The sequence below is a fragment of the Hyphomicrobium sp. genome (genome assembly GCF_035548195.1).
In the GTDB taxonomy this organism is placed as follows: Bacteria; Pseudomonadota; Alphaproteobacteria; order Rhizobiales; family Hyphomicrobiaceae; genus Hyphomicrobium_B.
In genome coordinates this window covers 194,764-214,502 of record NZ_DASZTY010000017.1, presented here as the reverse complement: position 1 = coordinate 214,502, position 19,739 = coordinate 194,764, and the positions used below count along the sequence as shown (strand labels likewise).

21 protein-coding genes are annotated in these 19,739 nt (G+C 59.7%); 12 read left to right on the top strand and 9 right to left on the bottom strand.

Features of this window, described 5'->3' with window-relative positions; genetic code table 11:
• Window positions 1-86: 86 nt before the first annotated feature.
• The 10 genes from VHB22_RS05565 to aroC all read left to right on the top strand — a co-directional run bounded on the left by VHB22_RS05565 (window position 87) and on the right by aroC (window position 9,092).
• Complete coding sequence (locus VHB22_RS05565; RefSeq protein WP_325455967.1) at window positions 87-1,130, top strand: HlyD family secretion protein; 1,044 nt, start codon at window positions 87-89, stop codon at window positions 1,128-1,130.
• Window positions 1,131-1,470: 340 nt separating this feature from the next.
• Window positions 1,471-1,689: a hypothetical protein gene (locus VHB22_RS05560; protein WP_325455966.1), complete on the top strand. Its 219-nt coding sequence runs from the start codon at window positions 1,471-1,473 to the stop codon at window positions 1,687-1,689.
• A 21-nt stretch (window positions 1,690-1,710) separates the two neighbouring features.
• Window positions 1,711-2,133 (top strand): hypothetical protein, encoded by a 423-nt coding sequence (locus VHB22_RS05555; protein WP_325455965.1) that lies wholly within the window; start codon window positions 1,711-1,713, stop codon window positions 2,131-2,133.
• An 84-nt stretch (window positions 2,134-2,217) separates the two neighbouring features.
• Entirely contained in the window at window positions 2,218-3,072 is an 855-nt protein-coding gene (locus VHB22_RS05550) for an alpha/beta hydrolase (RefSeq protein WP_325455964.1), read from the top strand.
• 166 nt (window positions 3,073-3,238) lie between these two features.
• Window positions 3,239-3,805: a hypothetical protein gene (locus VHB22_RS05545; RefSeq protein WP_325455963.1), complete on the top strand. Its 567-nt coding sequence runs from the start codon at window positions 3,239-3,241 to the stop codon at window positions 3,803-3,805.
• Window positions 3,806-3,910: 105 nt separating this feature from the next.
• Window positions 3,911-5,122: an ABC transporter permease gene (locus VHB22_RS05540; protein WP_325455962.1), complete on the top strand. Its 1,212-nt coding sequence runs from the start codon at window positions 3,911-3,913 to the stop codon at window positions 5,120-5,122.
• A 14-nt stretch (window positions 5,123-5,136) separates the two neighbouring features.
• Window positions 5,137-5,877 (top strand): ABC transporter ATP-binding protein, encoded by a 741-nt coding sequence (locus tag VHB22_RS05535; protein WP_325455961.1) that lies wholly within the window; start codon window positions 5,137-5,139, stop codon window positions 5,875-5,877.
• A 192-nt stretch (window positions 5,878-6,069) separates the two neighbouring features.
• Window positions 6,070-6,921 (top strand): enoyl-ACP reductase FabI, encoded by an 852-nt coding sequence (gene fabI, locus VHB22_RS05530; RefSeq protein WP_325455960.1) that lies wholly within the window; start codon window positions 6,070-6,072, stop codon window positions 6,919-6,921.
• The gene (locus VHB22_RS05525) at window positions 6,918-7,532 is read left to right on the top strand and encodes a histidine phosphatase family protein (RefSeq protein ID WP_325455959.1); all 615 of its coding nucleotides are present in this window, start codon (window positions 6,918-6,920) and stop codon (window positions 7,530-7,532) included. Before fabI ends, VHB22_RS05525 begins: the two co-directional genes overlap by 4 nt.
• Before the next feature lie 471 nt (window positions 7,533-8,003).
• Window positions 8,004-9,092 carry a chorismate synthase gene (gene aroC, locus VHB22_RS05520; protein WP_325455958.1) on the top strand — a complete coding sequence of 363 codons (1,089 nt, stop codon included), beginning with the start codon at window positions 8,004-8,006 and terminating at the stop codon, window positions 9,090-9,092.
• On the opposite strand, the gene VHB22_RS05515 is transcribed toward aroC, so the two are convergent.
• Together VHB22_RS05515 and VHB22_RS05510 are read right to left on the bottom strand one after the other, a co-directional pair.
• Window positions 9,089-10,318 (bottom strand): class I SAM-dependent RNA methyltransferase, encoded by a 1,230-nt coding sequence (locus VHB22_RS05515; protein WP_325455957.1) that lies wholly within the window; start codon window positions 10,316-10,318, stop codon window positions 9,089-9,091. The genes aroC and VHB22_RS05515 overlap by 4 nt on opposite strands.
• The gene (locus tag VHB22_RS05510; protein WP_414652705.1) at window positions 10,311-11,090 is read right to left on the bottom strand and encodes a TlyA family RNA methyltransferase; all 780 of its coding nucleotides are present in this window, start codon (window positions 11,088-11,090) and stop codon (window positions 10,311-10,313) included. The genes VHB22_RS05515 and VHB22_RS05510 overlap by 8 nt, the downstream gene beginning before the upstream one ends.
• A 36-nt stretch (window positions 11,091-11,126) precedes the next feature.
• Here VHB22_RS05510 and VHB22_RS05505 point away from each other — a divergent pair, with 36 nt between their 5' ends.
• Window positions 11,127-11,549: a DUF4399 domain-containing protein gene (locus tag VHB22_RS05505; RefSeq protein ID WP_325455956.1), complete on the top strand. Its 423-nt coding sequence runs from the start codon at window positions 11,127-11,129 to the stop codon at window positions 11,547-11,549.
• 68 nt (window positions 11,550-11,617) lie between these two features.
• Here the strand turns inward: VHB22_RS05505 and dxs are convergent, their stop codons facing one another.
• From dxs to VHB22_RS05475, 6 genes are all read right to left on the bottom strand, one after another.
• A complete protein-coding gene (gene dxs / locus VHB22_RS05500) occupies window positions 11,618-13,525 on the bottom strand; it encodes a 1-deoxy-D-xylulose-5-phosphate synthase (protein ID WP_325455955.1) in 1,908 nt (635 codons plus the stop codon).
• Window positions 13,526-13,705: 180 nt separating this feature from the next.
• Window positions 13,706-13,987: an exodeoxyribonuclease VII small subunit gene (locus VHB22_RS05495; protein WP_325455954.1), complete on the bottom strand. Its 282-nt coding sequence runs from the start codon at window positions 13,985-13,987 to the stop codon at window positions 13,706-13,708.
• A gap of 46 nt (window positions 13,988-14,033) precedes the next feature.
• A complete protein-coding gene (locus tag VHB22_RS05490; protein ID WP_325455953.1) occupies window positions 14,034-14,978 on the bottom strand; it encodes a histone deacetylase family protein in 945 nt (314 codons plus the stop codon).
• Window positions 14,979-15,007: 29 nt separating this feature from the next.
• On the bottom strand, window positions 15,008-15,889 hold the full coding sequence (locus VHB22_RS05485) for an NAD(P)-dependent oxidoreductase (protein ID WP_325455952.1): 882 nt from the start codon (window positions 15,887-15,889) through the stop codon (window positions 15,008-15,010).
• A gap of 71 nt (window positions 15,890-15,960) precedes the next feature.
• Window positions 15,961-16,734, bottom strand: coding sequence for a crotonase/enoyl-CoA hydratase family protein (locus tag VHB22_RS05480; protein ID WP_325455951.1), 774 nt, complete (start codon window positions 16,732-16,734; stop codon window positions 15,961-15,963).
• Window positions 16,731-18,500, bottom strand: coding sequence for an acyl-CoA dehydrogenase (locus VHB22_RS05475; protein ID WP_325455950.1), 1,770 nt, complete (start codon window positions 18,498-18,500; stop codon window positions 16,731-16,733). The genes VHB22_RS05480 and VHB22_RS05475 overlap by 4 nt, the downstream gene beginning before the upstream one ends.
• Window positions 18,501-18,578: 78 nt before the next feature.
• Here VHB22_RS05475 and VHB22_RS05470 point away from each other — a divergent pair, with 78 nt between their 5' ends.
• Entirely contained in the window at window positions 18,579-19,541 is a 963-nt protein-coding gene (locus VHB22_RS05470; protein ID WP_325455949.1) for an L-threonylcarbamoyladenylate synthase, read from the top strand.
• An 11-nt stretch (window positions 19,542-19,552) separates the two neighbouring features.
• Here VHB22_RS05470 and VHB22_RS05465 read toward each other — a convergent pair whose 3' ends face one another.
• Window positions 19,553-19,738, bottom strand: coding sequence for a hypothetical protein (locus VHB22_RS05465; protein ID WP_325455948.1), 186 nt, complete (start codon window positions 19,736-19,738; stop codon window positions 19,553-19,555).
• Between the last annotated feature and the right edge of the window lies 1 nt (window position 19,739).

The following is a 19,739-nucleotide window of genomic DNA, read 5'->3' as shown; positions in this document are numbered from 1 at the left end:
CGCCACCTGTTCCGCTCGAAACAGCGATAGCGAAATAGGATCGCTACGGTGGCTCGTGTTGCTCGAATTCTTAAGGAGGATTGGACATGAGCATTCTTGCGAAACTTTTTCTGCTCGTTCTTGCAGCGGGCGCAGGCGCCTTCGGAGCAGTCTCGCTCTCCCACGGCGATCTCCTCAGCACCAAAGCTGACGACACCTACAAAGCCGAAGACGTAACGCCGAAAGTCGACTGGGTTGCCGCAGCGCCGGGCCGCGTCGAGCCGAAATCCGGAACGATCCGTATCGGCTCCGCGATGCTCGGACGCATCGCCGAAGTTGCCGTCAAGCAGAACGACAAAGTCGAGGAAGGAGAACTCCTGATCCGCCTCGACGATGACGAAGCACGCGCCCGTCTTCAGGCTGCGGAGACGGAAGTCGCATCGCGCAAGCGCGAGCGCGACGCCCAGCCGCTCGACAAAGCGCGCGATGAGCTGCGCACCGCCGAAGACAATGTCTTCACGGCTGAGCGCGCATTGACGAACGCTCATTTCGCATTGGAGTACGAACTTCAGGCCCGGCGCGAAGGAACCGGCAGCGACAAGCGCGTAGCGGAAGCGCGCGACGAGCTCGCCAAGGCAAAAGATAAGCTCCAGGACGAGCGCGCCAATTACGCAAAAGCACAGGCAAAGCCCGACATTCCAGCGCCGAACAGGCTCGAATCGGCGCTTCAGGCAGCACGCACGAATGTCGCTGTTGCCGAAGCGATGCTCGATAAAACGCGCATTCTTGCACCGGTCAGCGGAACCGTCCTGCAACTGCCCGCGAAAATCGGCGAGATGGTCGCGCCTTCGCCCGATCAGACGCTGGCCGTCCTCGGCGATATGTCGGTCGTGCGTTTGAAGGCTGAAGTCGACGAGATCGATGTCTCGAAGATCAAGCTCGGCGGTAAAGTCGTCGTCAAGAGCAACGCCTATCCCGGCAAGGAATTCACCGGCACCGTCGCCGAACTCGCCCCCTCGCTGACGTCGCCGCAATTTTCGCTGCGCGGCGCACGCCGTCCGATGGACGTCGAAGTCCTTCCCGTAACGATCGATCTTGAAGGCAATCCCCCATTGCTCCCCGGCATGAGAGCCGACGCTTTTTTCAAGTGAGCGGGGGAAGCGATGTGCCGTCGGAAATGAATAGCAAAGTGATGTTTGCCGAGCGTTTCTGACGGAATTCGAACAGGCCAGCGGCGGCGCGCTTCCTCCTTAGCGGAGCTGTCGCCGGCCGGGTAGTGGAGAGGAAGCAGGAGAGCGGGCATGCAGGCCCCGGCGATGTTCCTCTCCACTGCCGCTGTCAAGCGATGCTTCGGCATCGCTTTTTGTTTTCGCGAAATCGAAAAATGTCCGCACGCGAAATCCTGTACCGACAGGAACAGCGATCGCGCACGTCTCTCCGCATGATCGAACCACAGTCGAAAAAAACGTCTTTGGCCCAGGAGAGAGAGACATGTACGGAGAAATCAAGAAATTCCACGGTGATCTCGGCGTCGGTATCATCTCAGCCGAGAACGGTCGCACCTATCGCTTCGATTACAACGAAATCCTCAATCGCAGCGAAGATCTCGAAGGGCAGGAAGTGCATTTCGAGATTGGCGATCTCAAAGCGCGCGAAATCATTGTTCTCGCCGGATCGCCGTGGATGGCGTTCGGCGGCGTCGCCCTCTGATCGAAACGGAGGGAGGACACCATGACTGATACGCTCGATCCATCCGACGTTCCGCAAGTGTCGGTTTCCGATCTCAATTGGCCCATGCAGGTTTTGATCGCCAAAGGCCAAGCTCTCGCATTGCTCAAAGGACTGAGCGAAAGCGAAATTCGCGAACTCGAAAACGATATTTGGTCGGAATTCGACGGCTCTGCCGAAATTCGTCTCGCTGTCGCGCTGAGGTTCCGCGCGCTCGTTGATGCGTTCGCAACACGGCGCCTGAAGGACATTCTTCTCGCGCGCGGTTTCAAAGTCATAGCTGCTGCGATTGCCGATGCTTCGCGACAACGTCTGAATGTGCGGTTCGGATTCAGCGCACAGAAGCTGCTTCTCGCAATCGACGGTGCGACCGATCCGGTACTTCCGCGGGCATTTACCTTCGCACCGGCGCAGATGGCCGCTTGATCACTGTAACGGGCGGAACTTCCGTCTCGGGACAAGGCGCTTAACCCTGCACCATAGAACAAATCTTGCTCCCGGAGGGGAATGATGGCGACGGATGCGAGTTTCAAAATCAAAGGCGGCAAGGTTGGAATATTACTGCTGCATCGGCTTTGCGGCACGCCGGTCGAAATGCGTTTCGTCGCCAGTGGCCTCGCCAAGCAGGGATATACCGTATACTGTCCAATGCTCGCGGGGCATTGCGGCAGCGACGACGAATTAAAGTCCTCATCGTGGACCGACTGGTATCGCACCGCCCAGCTCGCACTCGATGAGCTCAAACAGGAATGCGACGTTGTCATAGCGGGCGGTCTTTCGGCCGGCGCCGTCCTCGCCTTGATCCTCGCAGCAAAGAACCCAGCGAAGGTCAATGCGACGGCCCTTCTCGCGCCAACGCTCTGGCTCAACGGATGGATGATCCCTTGGTACGCGCGGCTTTTCCGGCTCGTCCGCTTCAAGTGGTTCGCAAACCTATTCAGCTTCCCCCATCACGACCCGCACGGCATCAAGGACGAACGTATTCGTGAGTTCATCCAGAGAGCCCGCGCATCGCGCGGTACGGCGGAAGCAGGCAATCCAGCGACGCCCGGTGGCGCCGTGTTCGAGCACCGCCTGATGGTGAAGGCCGTTCAGAAGCTCGTCCGCTTCGTTCGCCAACCGACGCTGATCGTGCATCCGCTTGAGGACGATTACGCCGGAATGAGCAACGCCACGTATCTCCGCGACCGCCTGCCCGGACCCGTCGATCTTCACGTCCTGGACGATTGCTATCACGTCGTGACCGTCGATCGGCAACGCCACCTCGTGGTGGACGCGATCGATCGGTTCGTCGCCAATCTCACCGGCGTGCCCCCGCACCAGACGGCGCCCTATGCCGACATCAAGGCGATTTCGGCCGCCTAGTACAAGCTACTGTTTCAAAACAAAAAAATAAAACACCGGCGATCATCGTCTCATGTTCCTGCCGGAACAGCCGAGGGAAGAGAAAGAACGCATTCTCCCTCCATCGCCGGTGAGGACTGGCATCGAGATCAACGAGAAACAGACTTTCAGCCCGTAGGAGGATCCAATGACCAAGATCGCTTTCGCACTCGCCACCGCACTGCTCGCCGGCAGCACGCTGACCAGCGCCGCCAACGCCGGAGGCATTCGTCTCGGCTTCGGCTTCCCGCTCGGCTCGTTCGTCGCCCATCCGACGCAAAGCTACGCGGGCGACGGCTACGGTTACCGCAAACATTGCGCGCGCGAACGCGCTGCGCGCCGGGTGTATCGTGCGGAGGCGGCTCCAGTCCGCAGGCACAAACGGTCCCATGTCAACATTGCCGCCAAGAAACCCGCGACGCCGCCGGTCGTCCAAATGGCGAAGCTGGAAGACAAGTTAATGAGCAATCCGGCGACGACGACCGAGATCGCAAAGACCAGCAACATCACAACCGCTTCGACGACCCCAGCGGCCACAAACTCGCCACCCGCCGCAAAAACCGAAGCGCCCACGACGGACAAAGTTGCGACCGCGGATAAAACGTCCACGGATGGAAAATCCGCGACAGACAAGCCGGCGACCGAAGCCAAGCAAATCTGCCGCCGCTATTCGGCAGCAATTGCAGGCCTGATCGACGTCCCGTGCGAGGAGTGACCAACATGACCGAGGCGGGAACTGAAGGTGTCCCGCCCGGAACAGCCGCAATCCGATCTAAGTGCCATTGAAGTTGGCCAACGCCCTCAAGGAGGAGGACAGGTCATGGAACTCGCACTCAACGCCCCTACCGGAATAACCGCCGCACCCGCAACGTCGCGCCGCTCTCGAAAACGCCGCCCGATCCCGATGGTGATGAAGCTCGCCTACCGCAATCTCTTTCACGACCGCATGAGCTTCTTCGTCACGATCGTCGGCATCGTTTTTTCGGTCGTCCTCGTTGCAGTACAGTCGGGCATCTATCTCGGCTCACAAAACAAGATCTCCGCGATCATTGATGCAGCACCTGCAGACCTTTGGGTCGTTCCACTCGGCACCAAGAGCTACGACGATCCCTCGTTCCTTTCAGGCCGCGAGCGGCACATGGTTCTCTCGACGCCCGGCGTCGAAAACTCAGAGGACATGGTCGTTTCGTTTGCCAGCTGGCGTAAACCCCAGGGCGGTAAGAACACGGTTCTTCTGATCGGCACGGCAGGCGACAGCTCGAAGGCGCTTCCGTGGAACATCATCAAAGGCAGCCGGTCCGCCCTCGAAGCGCCGGATACCGTCGCAATCGACCAAAGCTATTTTCCCGATCTCGGCGTCAACGGGCTCGGCCAGCACGCTGAAATCAACGGCGCTTCCGTGGAACTCGTCGCGATTACCAAACGGATCCGCTCGTTCACGACGCTGCCCTTCGTCTTTGCCTCAATCGAGGAAGCGCGCCGCCTTTCCGGCGCCGAGCAGGACCAAGCCTCGTACCAGCGCGTGACGATCGCCCCGGGTGCCGATATCGAGAGAGTACGTGCTGCAATCGCCAAGCGCCTGCCCGATACCGAAGTCCTGACGCAGAACGAATTCCGCAAGCGCAGCCAGAATTATTGGCTGTTCCAGACCGGCGCCGGTGCCGCGCTCATTGCAGGCGCCTTGCTCGGCCTGATAGTCGGGATCGTGATCGTCGCCCAAACGCTTTATTCGAGCACGAAAGACCACATCAACGAGTTCGCCACCCTGCGCGCTCTCGGTGCCGGAGCAAGCTACATCGTAAAGGTGATCCTGATGCAGGCGGTACTCTCGGGCCTAATCGGTTACATTCTCGGCATGGGGCTGGCGCTGCTCGCCATCCGCGGAGCGCAGGACACCAAGCTCACCGTCATCATGACACCAGCCCTCGCGGGCGGTCTGTTCGCCGTCACCGTCGGAATGTGCGTATTCGCTGCCATCAGCGCCATCATCAAGGTCGTCCGGATTGACCCGGCCGTCGTATTTAGCCGATAACTTTGGAGACCGACATGTCCACGCCAATCAACAGCAAAGTCATTCTCGAAGCCCAGGGCATCGTCAAACTGCTCGGAGCCGCACCGAACGAGGTCAAGGTTCTGAAGGGCATCGATATGCAGCTTCACACCGGCGAACTGACCCTGCTGATGGGTCCGTCCGGTTCGGGGAAAACCACCCTGCTTTCGATCCTCGGCTGCATCCTGTCGCCGACAGAAGGCAAACTGACTCTCTCGGGCTTCAAGACGCATGAGATGGACAAGGAGGACCTGGCCCATCTGCGACGCAAGCACGTCGGTTTCGTCTTCCAGGCATACAACCTGGTGCCCACGCTGACCGCAGTCGAGAACGTCATGCTGGCGCTCGATCTCCGCGATCTCAGCGGCCCCGATGCTTATGACTACGCGGCCGAAGCCCTTGAAGCGGTCGGTCTCGGCCATCGCATCAACGCGATGCCGTCGAAGATGTCCGGCGGCGAGAAACAGCGTGTCTCGATTGCCCGCGCGCTTGCCGGTTCACCCTCCGTCATTCTGGCGGACGAGCCGACTGCGGCTCTCGACGGCAAAAATGGCATGGCGGTTATGGAATTGCTGGCTAAAGTTGCACAAGACACCCGGCGCGCCGTACTCGCCGTGACGCACGACCATCGTACGCTGCAGTACGCCGACCGCATCATCACCATCGACGATGGGCGCATCGCAGGATCCGAACGTCCCAAAGCATCAGGCAAGGAAATCGCCGTCCCCGCTCACTAAGAATTAACAACGGTTCTTCCGATACTTACCACGATGGAGCGGGCCGCGGCCGACCGATTTCCGGTCCTGCTGCCCCGGTCCAATCGCCGCGCATCGGGGCTCTCCGTCCATCTGGACCGGCAAACGCATTTGTGTAGGATGCGCGCCAGCTTACACCCATCAGAAAACCGAATATTCAAGGAAATCGAGCCCATGGCGGGGTCAGAGGCGCATACGTCCGCAGCCGCAGGCCAATTGATGGCCGGCAAACGCGGCTTGATCATGGGCGTCGCCAATAACAGGTCGATCGCCTGGGGCATCGCCAAGGCCTGCGCCTCCCAAGGTGCCGAGATCGCGCTCACATACCAGGGCGATGCGCTGAAGAAGCGGGTTGAGCCGCTTGCCGCCGAGCTTGGCACGAAGCTGGTCCTTCCCTGCGACGTTACCGACGCCGCCTCGATGGACGCCGTTTTCGATACGCTGGCGAATACATGGGGCCGTCTCGACTTTCTCGTGCACGCCATCGCCTTCTCCGACAAGAACGAGCTTGATGGCCGCTACGTCGATACGACGGAGAAGAACTTCACCCAAAGCATGCTGATTTCCTGCTTTTCGTTCACCGCACTTGCCCAGCGCGCCGAAAAGCTCATGCCGGACGGCGGCTCGCTCCTGACGCTCACGTACTACGGCGCCGAAAAGGTCATGCCGCACTATAACGTCATGGGCGTTGCAAAAGCCGCGCTCGAAGCGAGCGTCCGTTATCTCGCAGCGGACCTTGGCCGAACCGGCATCCGCGTCAATGCAATCTCGGCAGGCCCAATCAAGACACTCGCCGCCGCAGGCATTGCCGATTTCCGCTACATCCTGCGCTGGAATGAATATAACTCTGCGCTTCGTCGAAACGTCACGATCGAGGACGTCGGCGGGGCCGGGCTCTATCTCCTTTCCGATATGTCGCGCGGCGTAACGGGTGAAGTTCATCACGTCGACAGCGGATATCACGTCCAGGGCATGAAGAACGAGGACGCTCCCGACATCACTGTCGTGAAGAGCGACGACGCGTGAGTGCCAGGGCGGCAGCAGCCGCCCTTAAGCCGGGCGTCACCCTCTACCTTGTCCGACACGGCGAAACGGACTGGAACAAAGAGTCCCGCTACCAGGGACAGCGCGATATCCCATTGAACGAAACCGGCCGCGCGCAGGCGCGCCGGCACGGCGAAGTGCTCAAATCGCGGATGCCCGGGCTGGCAACAGCCGATTTCGTTTCGAGTCCGCTCGCCCGCGCCGTCGAAACGATGCAGCTCCTCCGCACGGCGCTCGAACTCGATGCAAGCCGTTACCGTACCGATCGAGACCTGATCGAGCTGAGCTACGGTCATTGGGAAGGAGAACTCGCCTCAGAGCTCCAAAGTGCAGATCCGATGGGAGTCGCTGCAAAAGCAGCCGACCCATTCGGCTGGCGCCCGACCGGCGGCGAAAGCTACAGCGATCTCCAAACGCGCATCGCTGTGTGGCTTGAAAAGCTCGACCGCGATACCGTCGCCGTCACGCATGGCGGCGTCAGTCGCGTCGCGCGCGGCGCACTCCTCGGAATCGATCCAAACCGCGTGCCGTTCCTGGAAGTCCCGCAGGACAAAATTCTCGTGCTGCGCCACGACGCAACGGAGTGGCTTTAGACATACTCGAAAAACAAAAGAGCCGGAGAAGCGGCTCTCTCCGGCTCTTCGGCGTCCTATCGAGGACGCATATTGAAAAACCCCTCGACCGCGGACGCTCAAATCCGGGCAGAACGGTCTTTTGAACTCGGTACAATCCGCTTCATCTGGCGACGTGCGATCCCTCGATGCGACGCGGGCTGCGATCGGGCAGACGTCGCGTGCTCGGCCGAGTTGCAGATCGAATGCGGATACAGGTACACTTGTTACCGTCATGTTTCGCAAGCGTGGCGGAACCATTGACGGACGCACACTGCGGCGGAGTTAATCTGCGTCGCCCGAGCTTGTCACCTACGCTTTCACGGCGATGCGGGCTTGCCGCACCGACGCACCGCTCCTAAGAAGGACGGTGACGCAACCCGGCAACACAATCGTTGCAGAGCCATCGAGGTCGATGCTCGTCCGGGCCCAGTTCGGGCGATTACTTCAGCAATGTCTCACAATACCTTCGGCCATCTGTTTCGCATAACGACGTGGGGCGAAAGCCACGGGCCCGCGATCGGAGCGATCGTCGACGGCTGCCCGCCCGGAATCGCGCTCGACGAAACCGACATTCAGCTGCATCTCGATCGCAGGCGCCCTGGCCAATCCCGCTTCACGACCCAGCGCCAGGAGGCCGATGCCGTAAAAATCCTGTCGGGCGTCTTCAACGACGCTTCCGGCAAGCAAGTGACGACCGGCACCCCCATCGCACTCGAAATCCAAAACACCGACCAGCGCTCGAAAGACTACGGCGAGATCAAAGACAAATACCGGCCAGGCCACGCCGACTTCACCTACGACGCGAAATACGGCATCCGCGATTATCGCGGCGGTGGACGCTCATCTGCGCGCGAAACAGCTTCGCGTGTGGCTGCAGGCGCCGTCGCGCGGAAGGTCGTCGCCGGCGTTAAAATCCGCGGCGCGCTCATCCAGATCGGCCCGCACAAGATCAACCGCGCCAACTGGAATTGGGACGAAGTCGCAGCCAATCCATTCTTCTCGCCCGACAAGAATGCCGCCGAACTGTGGGCTGATTACCTCGACAAAGTCCGCAAATCCGGTTCGTCCGTCGGGGCCATTATCGAGGTCATTGCCGAAGGCGTGCCTGCCGGGTGGGGCGCACCGCTTTACAGCAAGCTCGACCAGGATCTTGCGAGCGCTATGATGTCGATCAACGCCGTGAAAGGCGTCGAGATCGGCGCAGGTATGGCTGCAGCGGAGCTAACTGGCGAACAAAACGCCGACGAGATCCGCATCGGCAATGACGGGCAGCCGGTATTCATGTCGAACAATGCTGGCGGAATCCTTGGTGGCATCTCCACCGGACAGCCGGTCGTCTGCCGCTTCGCCGTCAAGCCGACATCATCGATTCTCGCGCCGCGCAAAACGATCGACACCCACGGCCACGAAACGGAAATCGTGACCAAGGGCCGCCACGACCCATGCGTCGGCATTCGCGCAGTGCCGGTCGGCGAAGCCATGATGGCCATCGTTCTGGCGGATCACTTCCTGCGCCATCGTGGCCAGACGGGCACCTAACGCCGAAAGACCGCGATAACTTCAACGTGCGCCGAATAGACGAATTGATCGATCGGCGTTACGGACTCGATTTTGTAGCCACCGTCGATGAGAACCCGGGCGTCGCGCGCCAGCGTCGCCGGATTGCACGAGACGGCAACGACAGTCTTCACTTTCGATTTTGCCAGCCGTTGGGCCTGCGCCTCGGCGCCCGCACGCGGCGGATCGAATACAACCGCGTCGTGCTCGTTGAGTTCAAGCGGCGATAAAGGCTCGCGAAAAAGATCGCGCACGCGCGCGGCGACCGGCTTCAACCCCGATGTTTTCTTGCTCGCCGCGACGAGTGCCTCAATGGCATCCTTGTCGCCATCGAATGCCGATATGCGCGCGCGGGCCGCAAGCGGAAACGTGAACGCGCCCATGCCGCAGAATAAATCGGCAACAGTCTTCGCCTTACCGACAGCGGCCGTAATACGGCGCGCCATCTCTGCCTCCGCTTCGGCAACCGCCTGCACAAAAACATCTGGCGGCAAGACGACATCGGCGGCACCAAACGAGAGAAACGGTGGCAATGTCTCGACGACGACATCGTTGCTAACGGTCAGCCGTGCCAGCTTCAGATCGCTCGCTCCAGCAGCGAGTCGGCTTCGCACGTCCGGTGTCAATCGGCGTTCAGTGCCGTCGAGCAGCACGTCGAGACCCGAATTCGTAGCTGTTATGGTCAAGCGCGCGCCGCGCTTGGAAACAAGCGGTGCCAACAATGCACCGAGTTGCGGAAGCATGGAGACAATTTTAGGCTCAAGAACCGGACATTCGGTAATTGCAACCAGCACATGCGACTGCGCTTCATGAAATCCGATTGCCAGCCCGGCCTCGGCACGTTCGACGGAGAACGCTGCGCGCCTGCGTCGTCCGCCCGGTTCGACGAGGTCAGCGATGTCGGCGTCAATGCCGCGCGCGCGAAAAGCGGAGCTAACGAGTTCGCCTTTCCACGCGCGATAGGCTGCCAACGACATATGTTGCACGGAGCAGCCGCCACACGTGCCAAAATGCCTGCAAATAGGTTCCACGCGTTCCGCGCTTGGCTCAAGAATGCGAACCAGCCTGCCGCGCTCGCCAGAAACGTCAGCCAAAACGTGCTCGCCCGGCAGCGTAAACGGCACAAAAACCGGATGGCCTTCACGATCGGCAACGCCATCCCCCTGCGCACCGAGACGAACGATGCGTAGCTCTCGCTCGTCAGACATCGCGGAGCGCTCCAACAAGATATTCAGCGTTACCTGAACCTCCTGCGATTGGAGACACCATGTCTCCAACAACCCGCCAGCCGGACTGTGATTCAAGCCACGCGCGGACCGACTGAAGTGCATCGCGCCGTGCTGCATCGTCGCGCACGATGCCTCCGCCGCCGATGCGCTCGCGTCCAACCTCGAATTGCGGCTTGACCAGCACCACAAGCCACGCACCGTGTGCGGCCAATGGCAAAACGTGTCCGAGAACTTTCGTTACGGAGATGAAGCTGACGTCAATCACGATCGCACCGACAGGAACCGGCACGATCTCCCGCGTCAACGCGCGACCGTCGCAATTCTCTAGTGAAACAACACGCGGATCGTTCCGCAAGCGCGGATGCAATTGCGCTGTGCCGACATCGACAGCATAAACCCGCTCCGCGCGCCGTTCGAGTAGGACCTCCGTGAAGCCCCCGGTCGAAGCCCCGACATCGAGCGCCACAACTCCAGCCGGATCTAATGCAAACCGATCGAGGGCCGCGGTCAACTTCTCCGCCCCTCGCGATACATATCCCGGCGCCTCGGAGGATATTTCAATAAGCGCATCGTCCGGCACATCGCGTGCAAGCTTATCGCAAGTCCTGCCGCCGACCCGCACAAACCCTCGCCTGATCAGATCCTGAGCCCGCGCACGCGACGGCGCCAGTCCGCGCGCTACAAGTGTCTGGTCGAGCCGCATAAGGTTCGCCACTTTCCCATCATTGAATATAAACTCAGTGGTCCCCATTTGCGGGAATTGGATCAAGCAAATTGGAGAGAATTCATGAAGACCGCAATCGCTGCTGCGATCTTTGCGCTAGCGTGCCCTAGCGTTGTATTGGCCGACAACAACCGAACGCCCGCGCCCGCTGGAGCCAAGGTTTTCATCATCGAGCCAAAGGATGGTTCGACTGTATCGAGCCCTGTCACGGTTAAATTCGGAGCCGAGAATATCGATATCGTTCCAGCCGGAACGGACAAACCAAACAGCGGGCATCACCATCTTCTCATCGACACCACAGTCACCGATTTCAATTCCGCCATCCCGAAAGACGACCATCATGTCCACTACGGCAAAGGGCAAACCGAAGCGACGATCACTTTAACACCCGGCAAACACACGTTGCAGCTTTTGCTCGGCGACAAAAATCATATCCCAACGGACCCGCCGATTGCATCGGAAGTCGTAAGCGTAACCGTAAAGTAGCGATTTGCAGCGAAGCCCGGTACGGACCGGGCTTCCTCATCCCAAATCAGCTCATCGTACAGTCTCTGCTATGCGCGCTCGCCGATAACATCCGCGCGGCCAAGTGCAGAAAAAACCGTCTGCACGATACCAGAGGCGTTCAATCCCGCCGCTTCATACATCGCCTCGGGCTTGCCATGATCGATAAACACGTCTGGCAGGACCTTGGCGCGAACACGCAGACCTCCATCGAGCAGTCCTTGCTCCGAGAGATAGTGCAGAACGAAGCTACCGAAGCCGCCAACCGAACCTTCCTCGACCGTCACGAGAACTTCATGATTGGTGGCGAGATCGCGTATCAACCGTTCGTCCAACGGTTTCGCGAAACGCGCGTCTGCAATCGTCGTTGAAAGTCCGAACGTTGCAAGCTGCTCAGCCGCCTTCATGCATTCCGCCAGCCGCGTTCCCAACGATAGCAGCGCGACCTTGGAGCCTTCGCGGATGATCCGGCCCTTGCCTATTTCAAGCGGCACCCCGGTCTCCGGCAATTCGACCCCGACGCCTTCACCACGCGGATAACGCAATGCGCTCGGCCGATCGTCGATCTGCGCCTGCGTTGCGACCATATGGACGAGTTCGGCTTCATCCGCCGCCGCCATGATGACGAAATGGGGCAAGCAGCCAAGATAGGCAATATCGAACGAACCGGCGTGTGTCGCACCGTCGGCGCCGACGAGCCCCGCGCGGTCGAGCGCGAAACGCACCGGCAGCTTCTGAATGGCGACGTCGTGCACAACCTGATCGTAAGCACGCTGCAAAAACGTCGAATAAATCGCGGCAAACGGCTTATAACCTTCCGTCGCCAACCCCGCGGCAAACGTCACCGCGTGCTGTTCAGCAATACCGACGTCGAACGTACGATCCGGAAATTCCTTGCCGAAGTGATCAAGCCCCGTACCGGACGGCATCGCAGCCGTGATCGCGACAATGCGCTTGTCCTTGCGTGCTTCCGCAATCAGGCTGTCAGCGAAAACTTTCGTATAGCTCGGCGCATTCGGCTTCGGCTTGATCTGCGCACCGGTGACGACATTGAACTTGTTGACGCCGTGATATTTATCGGCGGCCGCCTCGGCGGGTGCATAGCCTTTCCCCTTCTTCGTGACGACATGCACGAGAATGGGCGCCTGATGCGCGTCGCGGACATTCTTCAGAACAGGGAGAAGCTGGTTAAAATCATGCCCGTCTATGGGGCCGACATAATAGAAGCCCAGTTCCTCGAACCACGCGCCGCCCTGCCAGATGTGCCGGGTATATTCTTCAACCCGCGCCGCCCGGCGTTCCCACTGCTTGGGAAGCATCTTCGCGAGCTGTTTGGCGTAGTCACGCAGATGGAGATACGTATCGCTTGACGTCACACGCGCCAGATATGCCGACAAGGCACCGGTAGGCGGTGCGATCGACATATCGTTATCGTTCAAAATGACGATCAAACGTTCATCGCGTGCGCCGGCATTGTTGAGCGCCTCGTAGGCCATGCCGGCACTCATCGCGCCGTCGCCAATAACAGCGACGACGTTGTTGTCGCCCCCACTCAGGTCACGAGCGACGGCCATCCCCAGCCCGGCCGAAATCGACGTCGAGGAATGCGCCGCGCCAAACGGATCGTACGGACTTTCATCGCGCTTTGTGAAACCCGAAAGTCCGCCCGGTTGACGCAGCGTTCGAATTTTGTCGCGGCGCCCGGTCAGGATTTTGTGCGGATACGCCTGGTGGCCCACATCCCAGATCAGACGATCGTCTGGGGTATTGAAAACCCAGTGCAAGGCGACCGTCAGTTCGATGACGCCAAGGCCTGCTCCCAAATGTCCGCCCGTGACCGACACCGCATCGATCGTCTCGGCGCGAAGCTCGGCCGCCAACTGTGGCAGCTCATCTTCAGAAAGCTGACGAAGATCATGTGGCGTTCGAACGCGATCGAGTAACGGAGTCTTGCTCACGAAGTGAACCCTGGTCTGAGAGAGCGTCGCGAACGACGGTCAATGAGGGGACTAAACGGCGTCCCACTGCTTCATAGCGCCAATTCCCCAGTTTCCGAACCGGTAATGCCTGATCGATAAATAGTGCGCCCGCTTGCCGCAGTGAAGATAAAAGAGTCATCGGCGGCAGAGAGCGCGCCGTCAGAATGGCGCGCCATTGTCCTTATCGAGCGGAGTTGTCCCGGTCGGAGCACCATCGGCGCCGAGCGTAAGCTTTTCGACTTTTGCCTCGGCCGCTTTCAATAGTCGGTCGCAGTGGTCCCGCAAAGCCTCGCCCCGCTCGTAAATCGCGATGCTTTCCTCAAGATCGACATCCCCGCGTTCCAAGCGACCGACAATCGCCTCGAGCTCTTTCAAAGCCCGTTCGAATGTCATGTCCTTGATATCGTCGAAAGTCTTCGCTGCTGCCTTCCGTTCGCTCATAATCCTGCCCTGAACCGTTTTTGCGGTTGTCGGTTGTCGCCGCCGCTCAAGCGCCGGCCTCTATCAACGCATCAACATGCGCCGCGACTGATTGCGCCAAGCCCGTCAGATCATAGCCGCCTTCGAGCATCGACACGATTCGTCCGTTTGCGTGGCGGCGCGCAACCGCTGCGAGAGCTTCTGTCGCCCATCGAAAGTCATCCTCGGTGAGCTGCAGTCCGCCGAGCGGATCGCGATGGTGCGCATCGAAACCCGCCGAGATTAGCACGAGGTCTGGCGAAAAATTCTGGAGCGGCCCGAGGATTCGGTCGCGAAAGGCCTCCTCGAATTGCTCTCGGCCATTACCTGCGCGAAGCGGCGCGTTGAAGATATTGCCAACCCCGGTTTCGCGCAACGCACCGGTTCCAGGGAAAAGCGGCATCTGATGCGTCGATCCATAGAACAAATTTTTATCGGACCAAAAGATTTCCTGCGTCCCGTTTCCATGATGAACGTCGAAATCCACAACTGCGAGACGTTCCAACCCATGCTTCGCACGAGCATAGTGCGCAGCGATCGCGACATTGTTGAACAGGCAAAATCCCATAGCACGGAAACTTTCCGCGTGATGTCCCGGAGGGCGGACCTGGCAAAACGCGTTCGTTGCTTCCCCTCCGACGACACGGTCTACTGCATCGAGCCCAGCTCCGACCGCACGCCTCGCGGCTTCCCAAGTCCCAGCCGAAACGACCGTATCGCCGTCGATATGCTCATGTCCGCCGGTGACCCGCCGCGCCAACGCCAGCATTTCGTCGAGATGGCGCTGGCGATGCGCCAGCGCGATGTATGACGCATCATCGTCGCGCAGCGGCGCTTCTCGACGCAGAAGCTGCGAAAACCGGGTATCGTTTAACGCCGCATCGATTGCGCGCATCCGATCCGGCCGCTCCGGATGTCCGGCGCCCGTGTCGTGAGCAACAAACGCCGGATGCGTGATCAGAACGGTCGTCATTTTGCACGCAGACTTTTCACCGGCACCACTCAGGCCAACTCCGACAAGCGCGCGATTTGAACCCCAGGGGGCGGCTTACTGTCTGCCGGAACGAAAAAGTCCGGCGCCAACGGTAACGAAGGATCGATACGATATTTTTCGAAGTCGGTCGTTCCCCCCATCGTGTGAAGAAACGTATCGTCGATCAAAAAGTTGCCCGTGAACGTCTTCGCCGGTTGTTGAAACATCAGATACGCCGCATCCGCGACGATTTCGGGCGAGCGGCTCATGCGCATCAGCTTATCTCCGCCCAAGATGTTCTGTACCGCCGCTGTCGCAATCGCCGTCCGCGGCCAGAGCGCATTGACCGCAATTCCGTCGGCTTTCAATTCGTCGGAAAGGCCAAGGACACACAGGCTCATCCCGAATTTCGCGATTGAATAGGCGACATGCCCCGAAAACCATTGCGGCTTCATGTCGAGCGGCGGCGACAACGTCAAAATATGCGGATTCTTGGCCTTCTTGAGGTACGGCAAGCAAATCTTCGAGACGAGAAACGTGCCGCGCGTATTGACGGCGAGCATCAGATCGAAGCGTTTTAATTCGGTTTTATCGATCGGTGTCAGCGAAATCGCGCTGGCATTATTCACACAGATATCGATGCCCCCAAAACGGGCGACAGTCTGTTCGACGGCGCGCTGCACCTCGTCTTCATGCCGAATATCGCATGGAATCGCTAAAGCCGCGCCGCCTGCCGCTTCGACCTCCTGCGCGGCAGAATAAACCGTGCCTTCGAGCTTTGGAGTGGGATCGGTGCTCTTAGCCGCAATTGCAACGTTGGCACCGTCCCGTGCAGCGCGCTTGGCGATCGCTAAACCAATTCCGCGGCTGGCGCCAGTAACGAAGAGGATCTTGCCCTTGAGTGACGCCATTGTTCTTCTCTCTTTTGCGCACGTGCGGCGCACGCATGCTAGCGCGCCGGCAGCCCGGACGTAAGGCCGCGCTACACAGGTTTACGAAAATTCGGCGCACGTTTCTCGAAGAACGCGGTAAACGCCTCCAATGCCTCGGGCGACTTTAACCGCTCGCGAAATGCGATCACCTCGGCATCCGTACGCATAAGAATTTCCGAGGGATCGCCCCGCATCAGCTGTCGCGTTATAGCCAATGCCTCTGGAGGCTTGGCTGCAAGCCGATGAGCTGCGTCCATAGCCGCCGCCTCGGCCTGCGAGGATGGCACCACCTTGTTGACGAAACCGGCTTGACACGCTTGCTCGGCAGTAAGCGTTTCACCCAGCGCCAGCATTTCGAATGCCTTCACGTAGCCCATGCGCCGCGTCATGAGCAGGCTCGATGCAGCTTCCGGAATGACCCCCAGATCCAGAAATGGCGTGGCAAATTTCGAAGCCGGCGTCGCATAAACGAGATCGCAGTGAAAGAGCATCGTCGTGCCGATCCCGATTGCCAACCCATCGACCGCCGCGATCAGCGGCTTTCGGACCGTCGGCAGCAAATGAATGAAGCGGAGGACGTCCGGGCCGAGATTACCAGTCCCACGCGCCGTCCCAAGAAAATCGCCTAGGTCATTCCCGGCAGTGAAAATACCATCCGAACCCGTAATGATATGCGCTGAAACCGAGCGGTCGGCGTCGCCCTTCTCGATCGCATCGCAGAGGGCCGCATACATTGGTCCGGTCAGTGCGTTCTTCTTAGCGCTCCGGACCAATCGCAAGACTTGAACGCCATCGGCATGCGAAACTTCAACGTCGGTGGTCATGCGAACACCGCGCCGCTCGCGTCGACAAGCACCGACGAGGACCCACTTTGAACGGACTCGGCGAGCCCAGCTGCCTCAGTCAGCAGATTTTCCGCGAAGAACCGCGCAATCGCAATCCGCGGCGATGATGCATCCTCCGACAGCGCCCCCTTCGCGAGATAAACTCCACCCGCTGTCAGGCTTATCAGGCGAAGAAACGGCGTCGCCGACGCAAGCGCCTGCTCTGGCGAACTTTGGAGCATCTGTCCCATCCATAGCGTGGCCGATTGAAGACCGGTCAGAGCATCGGTCAACCGTTGCGCCATAACGCCGAACTCCGGCCGGTTCGATGCACGGACATTGCCGATAATCCCCGCGAGCTCTTTGAAATATGACGTAATGACCGTACCGCCGGCCAATGGCAGCTTGCGCGTGACGAGATCAATCGCCTGAATGCCGTTCGTGCCCTCATAGATCGGCAGAATACGCGCGTCTCTCAGATATTGAGCCGCCCCGGTTTCCTCCACGAAGCCCATGCCGCCGTGGACCTGAATACCGAGCGACGCGACCTCGTTGGCGATATCGGTTGAGAACGCCTTAGCGAGCGGCGTCAGCAATGCAGCCTTATCAAGTGCCGCTTTCCTCTCGGCCTCATCCTCGGACTTGTGAGCGATATCGAATTCGCGCGCAGTGGCAAAACAGATCATACGTGCCGCCTGGGTCAGCGCTTTCATCGTCAAGAGCATGCGCTTTACGTCCGGGTGCTCAATGATGGGACTCATTTCCCGAGCACCGTTTGCGGCAAGGCTTTTTCCCTGACGCCGCTCCTTCGCATAGGCGAGCGCATGCTGCGTCGCCCGTTCCGCAACACCGACGCCTTGCAGCCCGACACCAAGCCGCGCCGCATTCATCATCACGAACATGGTCGCGAGACCACGATTTTCTTCTCCGACCAGATAACCGATGGCTCCGCCGTTTTCGCCGAACTGCATGACGCACGTCGGGCTCGCCATGATCCCAAGCTTATGCTCAATGCCCGTGCAGACAACGTCGTTGCGTTCGCCAAGAGAGCCATCGTCGTTGACTAGAAATTTCGGCACCAGGAATAGCGAAATACCGCGCGTTCCTTCTGGAGCATCCGGCAGGCGAGCCAGCACGAGGTGGACAATGTTCTCCGCCAGATCGTGCTCGCCGTATGTGATGAAAATCTTTGTTCCTGTGATGCGATAGGTCCCATCGTCCCGGCGCGCGGCTCGCGTAGATAAAGCGCCAAGATCAGAGCCCGCCTGCGGTTCCGTCAGATTCATCGTCCCGGTCCAAGCCCCGGCGACCATCTTGGGCAAGAACTTTTCTTTGAGTTCTTCGTCACCGCCCGCCTCGATCGCATGGATGGCCCCTTGCGTCAGCAACGGACAAAGCCCGAAAGAGACATTAGACGCATGCCAAATTTCACTGACGGCGGCCGAGACAACCTCGGGCAGTCCCTGCCCGCCAAATCTCTCTGAGCACGGCAAGGAACTCCAACCGCCGTCAACAAATTGGCGGTACGCATCGCGGAAGCCATGAGGCGTCGTCACAACCGTGTCGGAAAGTTTCGATCCCATTCGGTCGCCTGACGCATTCAGGGGCGCCAGGACCTCGGCGCCGAATTTTCCGGCCTCCTCGACGACGGCCGCAACGGTCTCGGTATCGAGATAGCGGCAAATCCCGCGAGAAATGAGATCGTCCAGACCTGATGCCGTCTTGAGCGCGAAGACGATGTCGTCTACTGGAGCCTGATAAGTCATGAACGGATCTCGGTATCGCTGCGTTTCGCGATCAACTCTATGCCGAAGAACAGCCGTAGCAAACCGGGTGATTGAGGAATGCCGGGCAGGATCGTACCTGCGAATGATGCGTGGATCGCCGAAGCCGCACAGATGATCCGCGCGGGAGCGCTCGTCGCATTTCCAACCGAAACCGTGTACGGGCTCGGAAGCGATGCGGCTAACGGCGAAGCCGTTGCGCGAATATTCGAAGCAAAGGGCCGTCCCTCCTTCAATCCATTGATCGTCCACGTAGCCGGGCTCGAGCAGGCCGTCATTATTGGCTCGTTTTCCGCAACGGCACGCCGGTTGACAGAAGCCTTCTGGCCCGGCCCCCTGACCCTTGTCGTGCCACGGCTTGAAACGACGGACGTCAGCGATCTCGTCTCGGCGGGATTGCCGACCGTGGCCATCAGGGCTCCGGATCATCCGATTGCGCGAGAACTGCTCAAGCAAGCCAATCGTCCGATCGCGGCCCCGTCTGCCAATCGGTCGGGGCACGTCAGTGCCACACGGGCGGAGCACGTCGCCGCCGACCTAGGTGACAACGCAACTTTGATCCTCAATGGTGGCCCGACGGCTCATGGCCTTGAATCAACCGTGCTGAGCCTCGTGGGTGACACGCCCGTCCTATTGCGGCCGGGCGCCGTTTCCATCGAAACGATTGAGCAAGTCATTGGCGAAAAAATTGCCCGGGCCAACGAAAAGGGCGAGCATCTGACGTCACCGGGTCAACTGCGCAGTCACTACGCCCCGCATAGCAAGTTGCGACTGAACGCGACAACTTGGAAATCGGATGAAGCCGTTCTTGGCTTCGGAAAAGTTGCGAAGCACCCATGCCGCGCGAGCATCAATCTCAGCCCGTCGGGCGACCTGATCGAAGCAGCCGCGAATTTATTTGCCGCACTTCGCGCACTCGATGAAAGCGGAGCGGACACGATTGCCGTCACACCCATCCCGACAGCAGGGCTGGGCGAAGCTATCAATGACAGGCTTGAGCGAGCCGCGGCGCCGCGCGACTGAAGGGTCCAGTCTTATCGATCGCTGATGAGCACCATGCGATGGATCATCGGAGCGAATAACGGATTATCCATCGCGAATGCTTCAATCGTCGATCCCGCAGAACGGACCACACCCGAAACAGATGGCGCGAATGCCCAGACCGCACCATAGAGTAACGCGGTCATAATGCCGTTGGTGATCAGATAGCGACGCAGCATG

Coding starts and splice junctions, on each gene's coding strand:
- VHB22_RS05565 (WP_325455967.1), top strand. CDS start 87: ATGAGCATTCTTGCGAAACTTTTTCTGCTCGTTCTTGCAGCGGGCGCA.
- VHB22_RS05560 (WP_325455966.1), top strand. CDS start 1,471: ATGTACGGAGAAATCAAGAAATTCCACGGTGATCTCGGCGTCGGTATC.
- VHB22_RS05555 (WP_325455965.1), top strand. CDS start 1,711: ATGACTGATACGCTCGATCCATCCGACGTTCCGCAAGTGTCGGTTTCC.
- VHB22_RS05550 (WP_325455964.1), top strand. CDS start 2,218: ATGGCGACGGATGCGAGTTTCAAAATCAAAGGCGGCAAGGTTGGAATA.
- VHB22_RS05545 (WP_325455963.1), top strand. CDS start 3,239: ATGACCAAGATCGCTTTCGCACTCGCCACCGCACTGCTCGCCGGCAGC.
- VHB22_RS05540 (WP_325455962.1), top strand. CDS start 3,911: ATGGAACTCGCACTCAACGCCCCTACCGGAATAACCGCCGCACCCGCA.
- VHB22_RS05535 (WP_325455961.1), top strand. CDS start 5,137: ATGTCCACGCCAATCAACAGCAAAGTCATTCTCGAAGCCCAGGGCATC.
- fabI (WP_325455960.1), top strand. CDS start 6,070: ATGGCGGGGTCAGAGGCGCATACGTCCGCAGCCGCAGGCCAATTGATG.
- aroC (WP_325455958.1), top strand. CDS start 8,004: ATGTCTCACAATACCTTCGGCCATCTGTTTCGCATAACGACGTGGGGC.
- VHB22_RS05515 (WP_325455957.1), bottom strand. CDS start 10,318: ATGTCTGACGAGCGAGAGCTACGCATCGTTCGTCTCGGTGCGCAGGGG.
- VHB22_RS05510 (WP_414652705.1), bottom strand. CDS start 11,090: ATGGGGACCACTGAGTTTATATTCAATGATGGGAAAGTGGCGAACCTT.
- VHB22_RS05505 (WP_325455956.1), top strand. CDS start 11,127: ATGAAGACCGCAATCGCTGCTGCGATCTTTGCGCTAGCGTGCCCTAGC.
- VHB22_RS05495 (WP_325455954.1), bottom strand. CDS start 13,987: ATGAGCGAACGGAAGGCAGCAGCGAAGACTTTCGACGATATCAAGGAC.
- VHB22_RS05490 (WP_325455953.1), bottom strand. CDS start 14,978: ATGACGACCGTTCTGATCACGCATCCGGCGTTTGTTGCTCACGACACG.
- VHB22_RS05485 (WP_325455952.1), bottom strand. CDS start 15,889: ATGGCGTCACTCAAGGGCAAGATCCTCTTCGTTACTGGCGCCAGCCGC.
- VHB22_RS05480 (WP_325455951.1), bottom strand. CDS start 16,734: ATGACCACCGACGTTGAAGTTTCGCATGCCGATGGCGTTCAAGTCTTG.
- VHB22_RS05475 (WP_325455950.1), bottom strand. CDS start 18,500: ATGACTTATCAGGCTCCAGTAGACGACATCGTCTTCGCGCTCAAGACG.
- VHB22_RS05470 (WP_325455949.1), top strand. CDS start 18,579: ATGCCGGGCAGGATCGTACCTGCGAATGATGCGTGGATCGCCGAAGCC.
- VHB22_RS05465 (WP_325455948.1), bottom strand. CDS start 19,738: ATGCTGCGTCGCTATCTGATCACCAACGGCATTATGACCGCGTTACTC.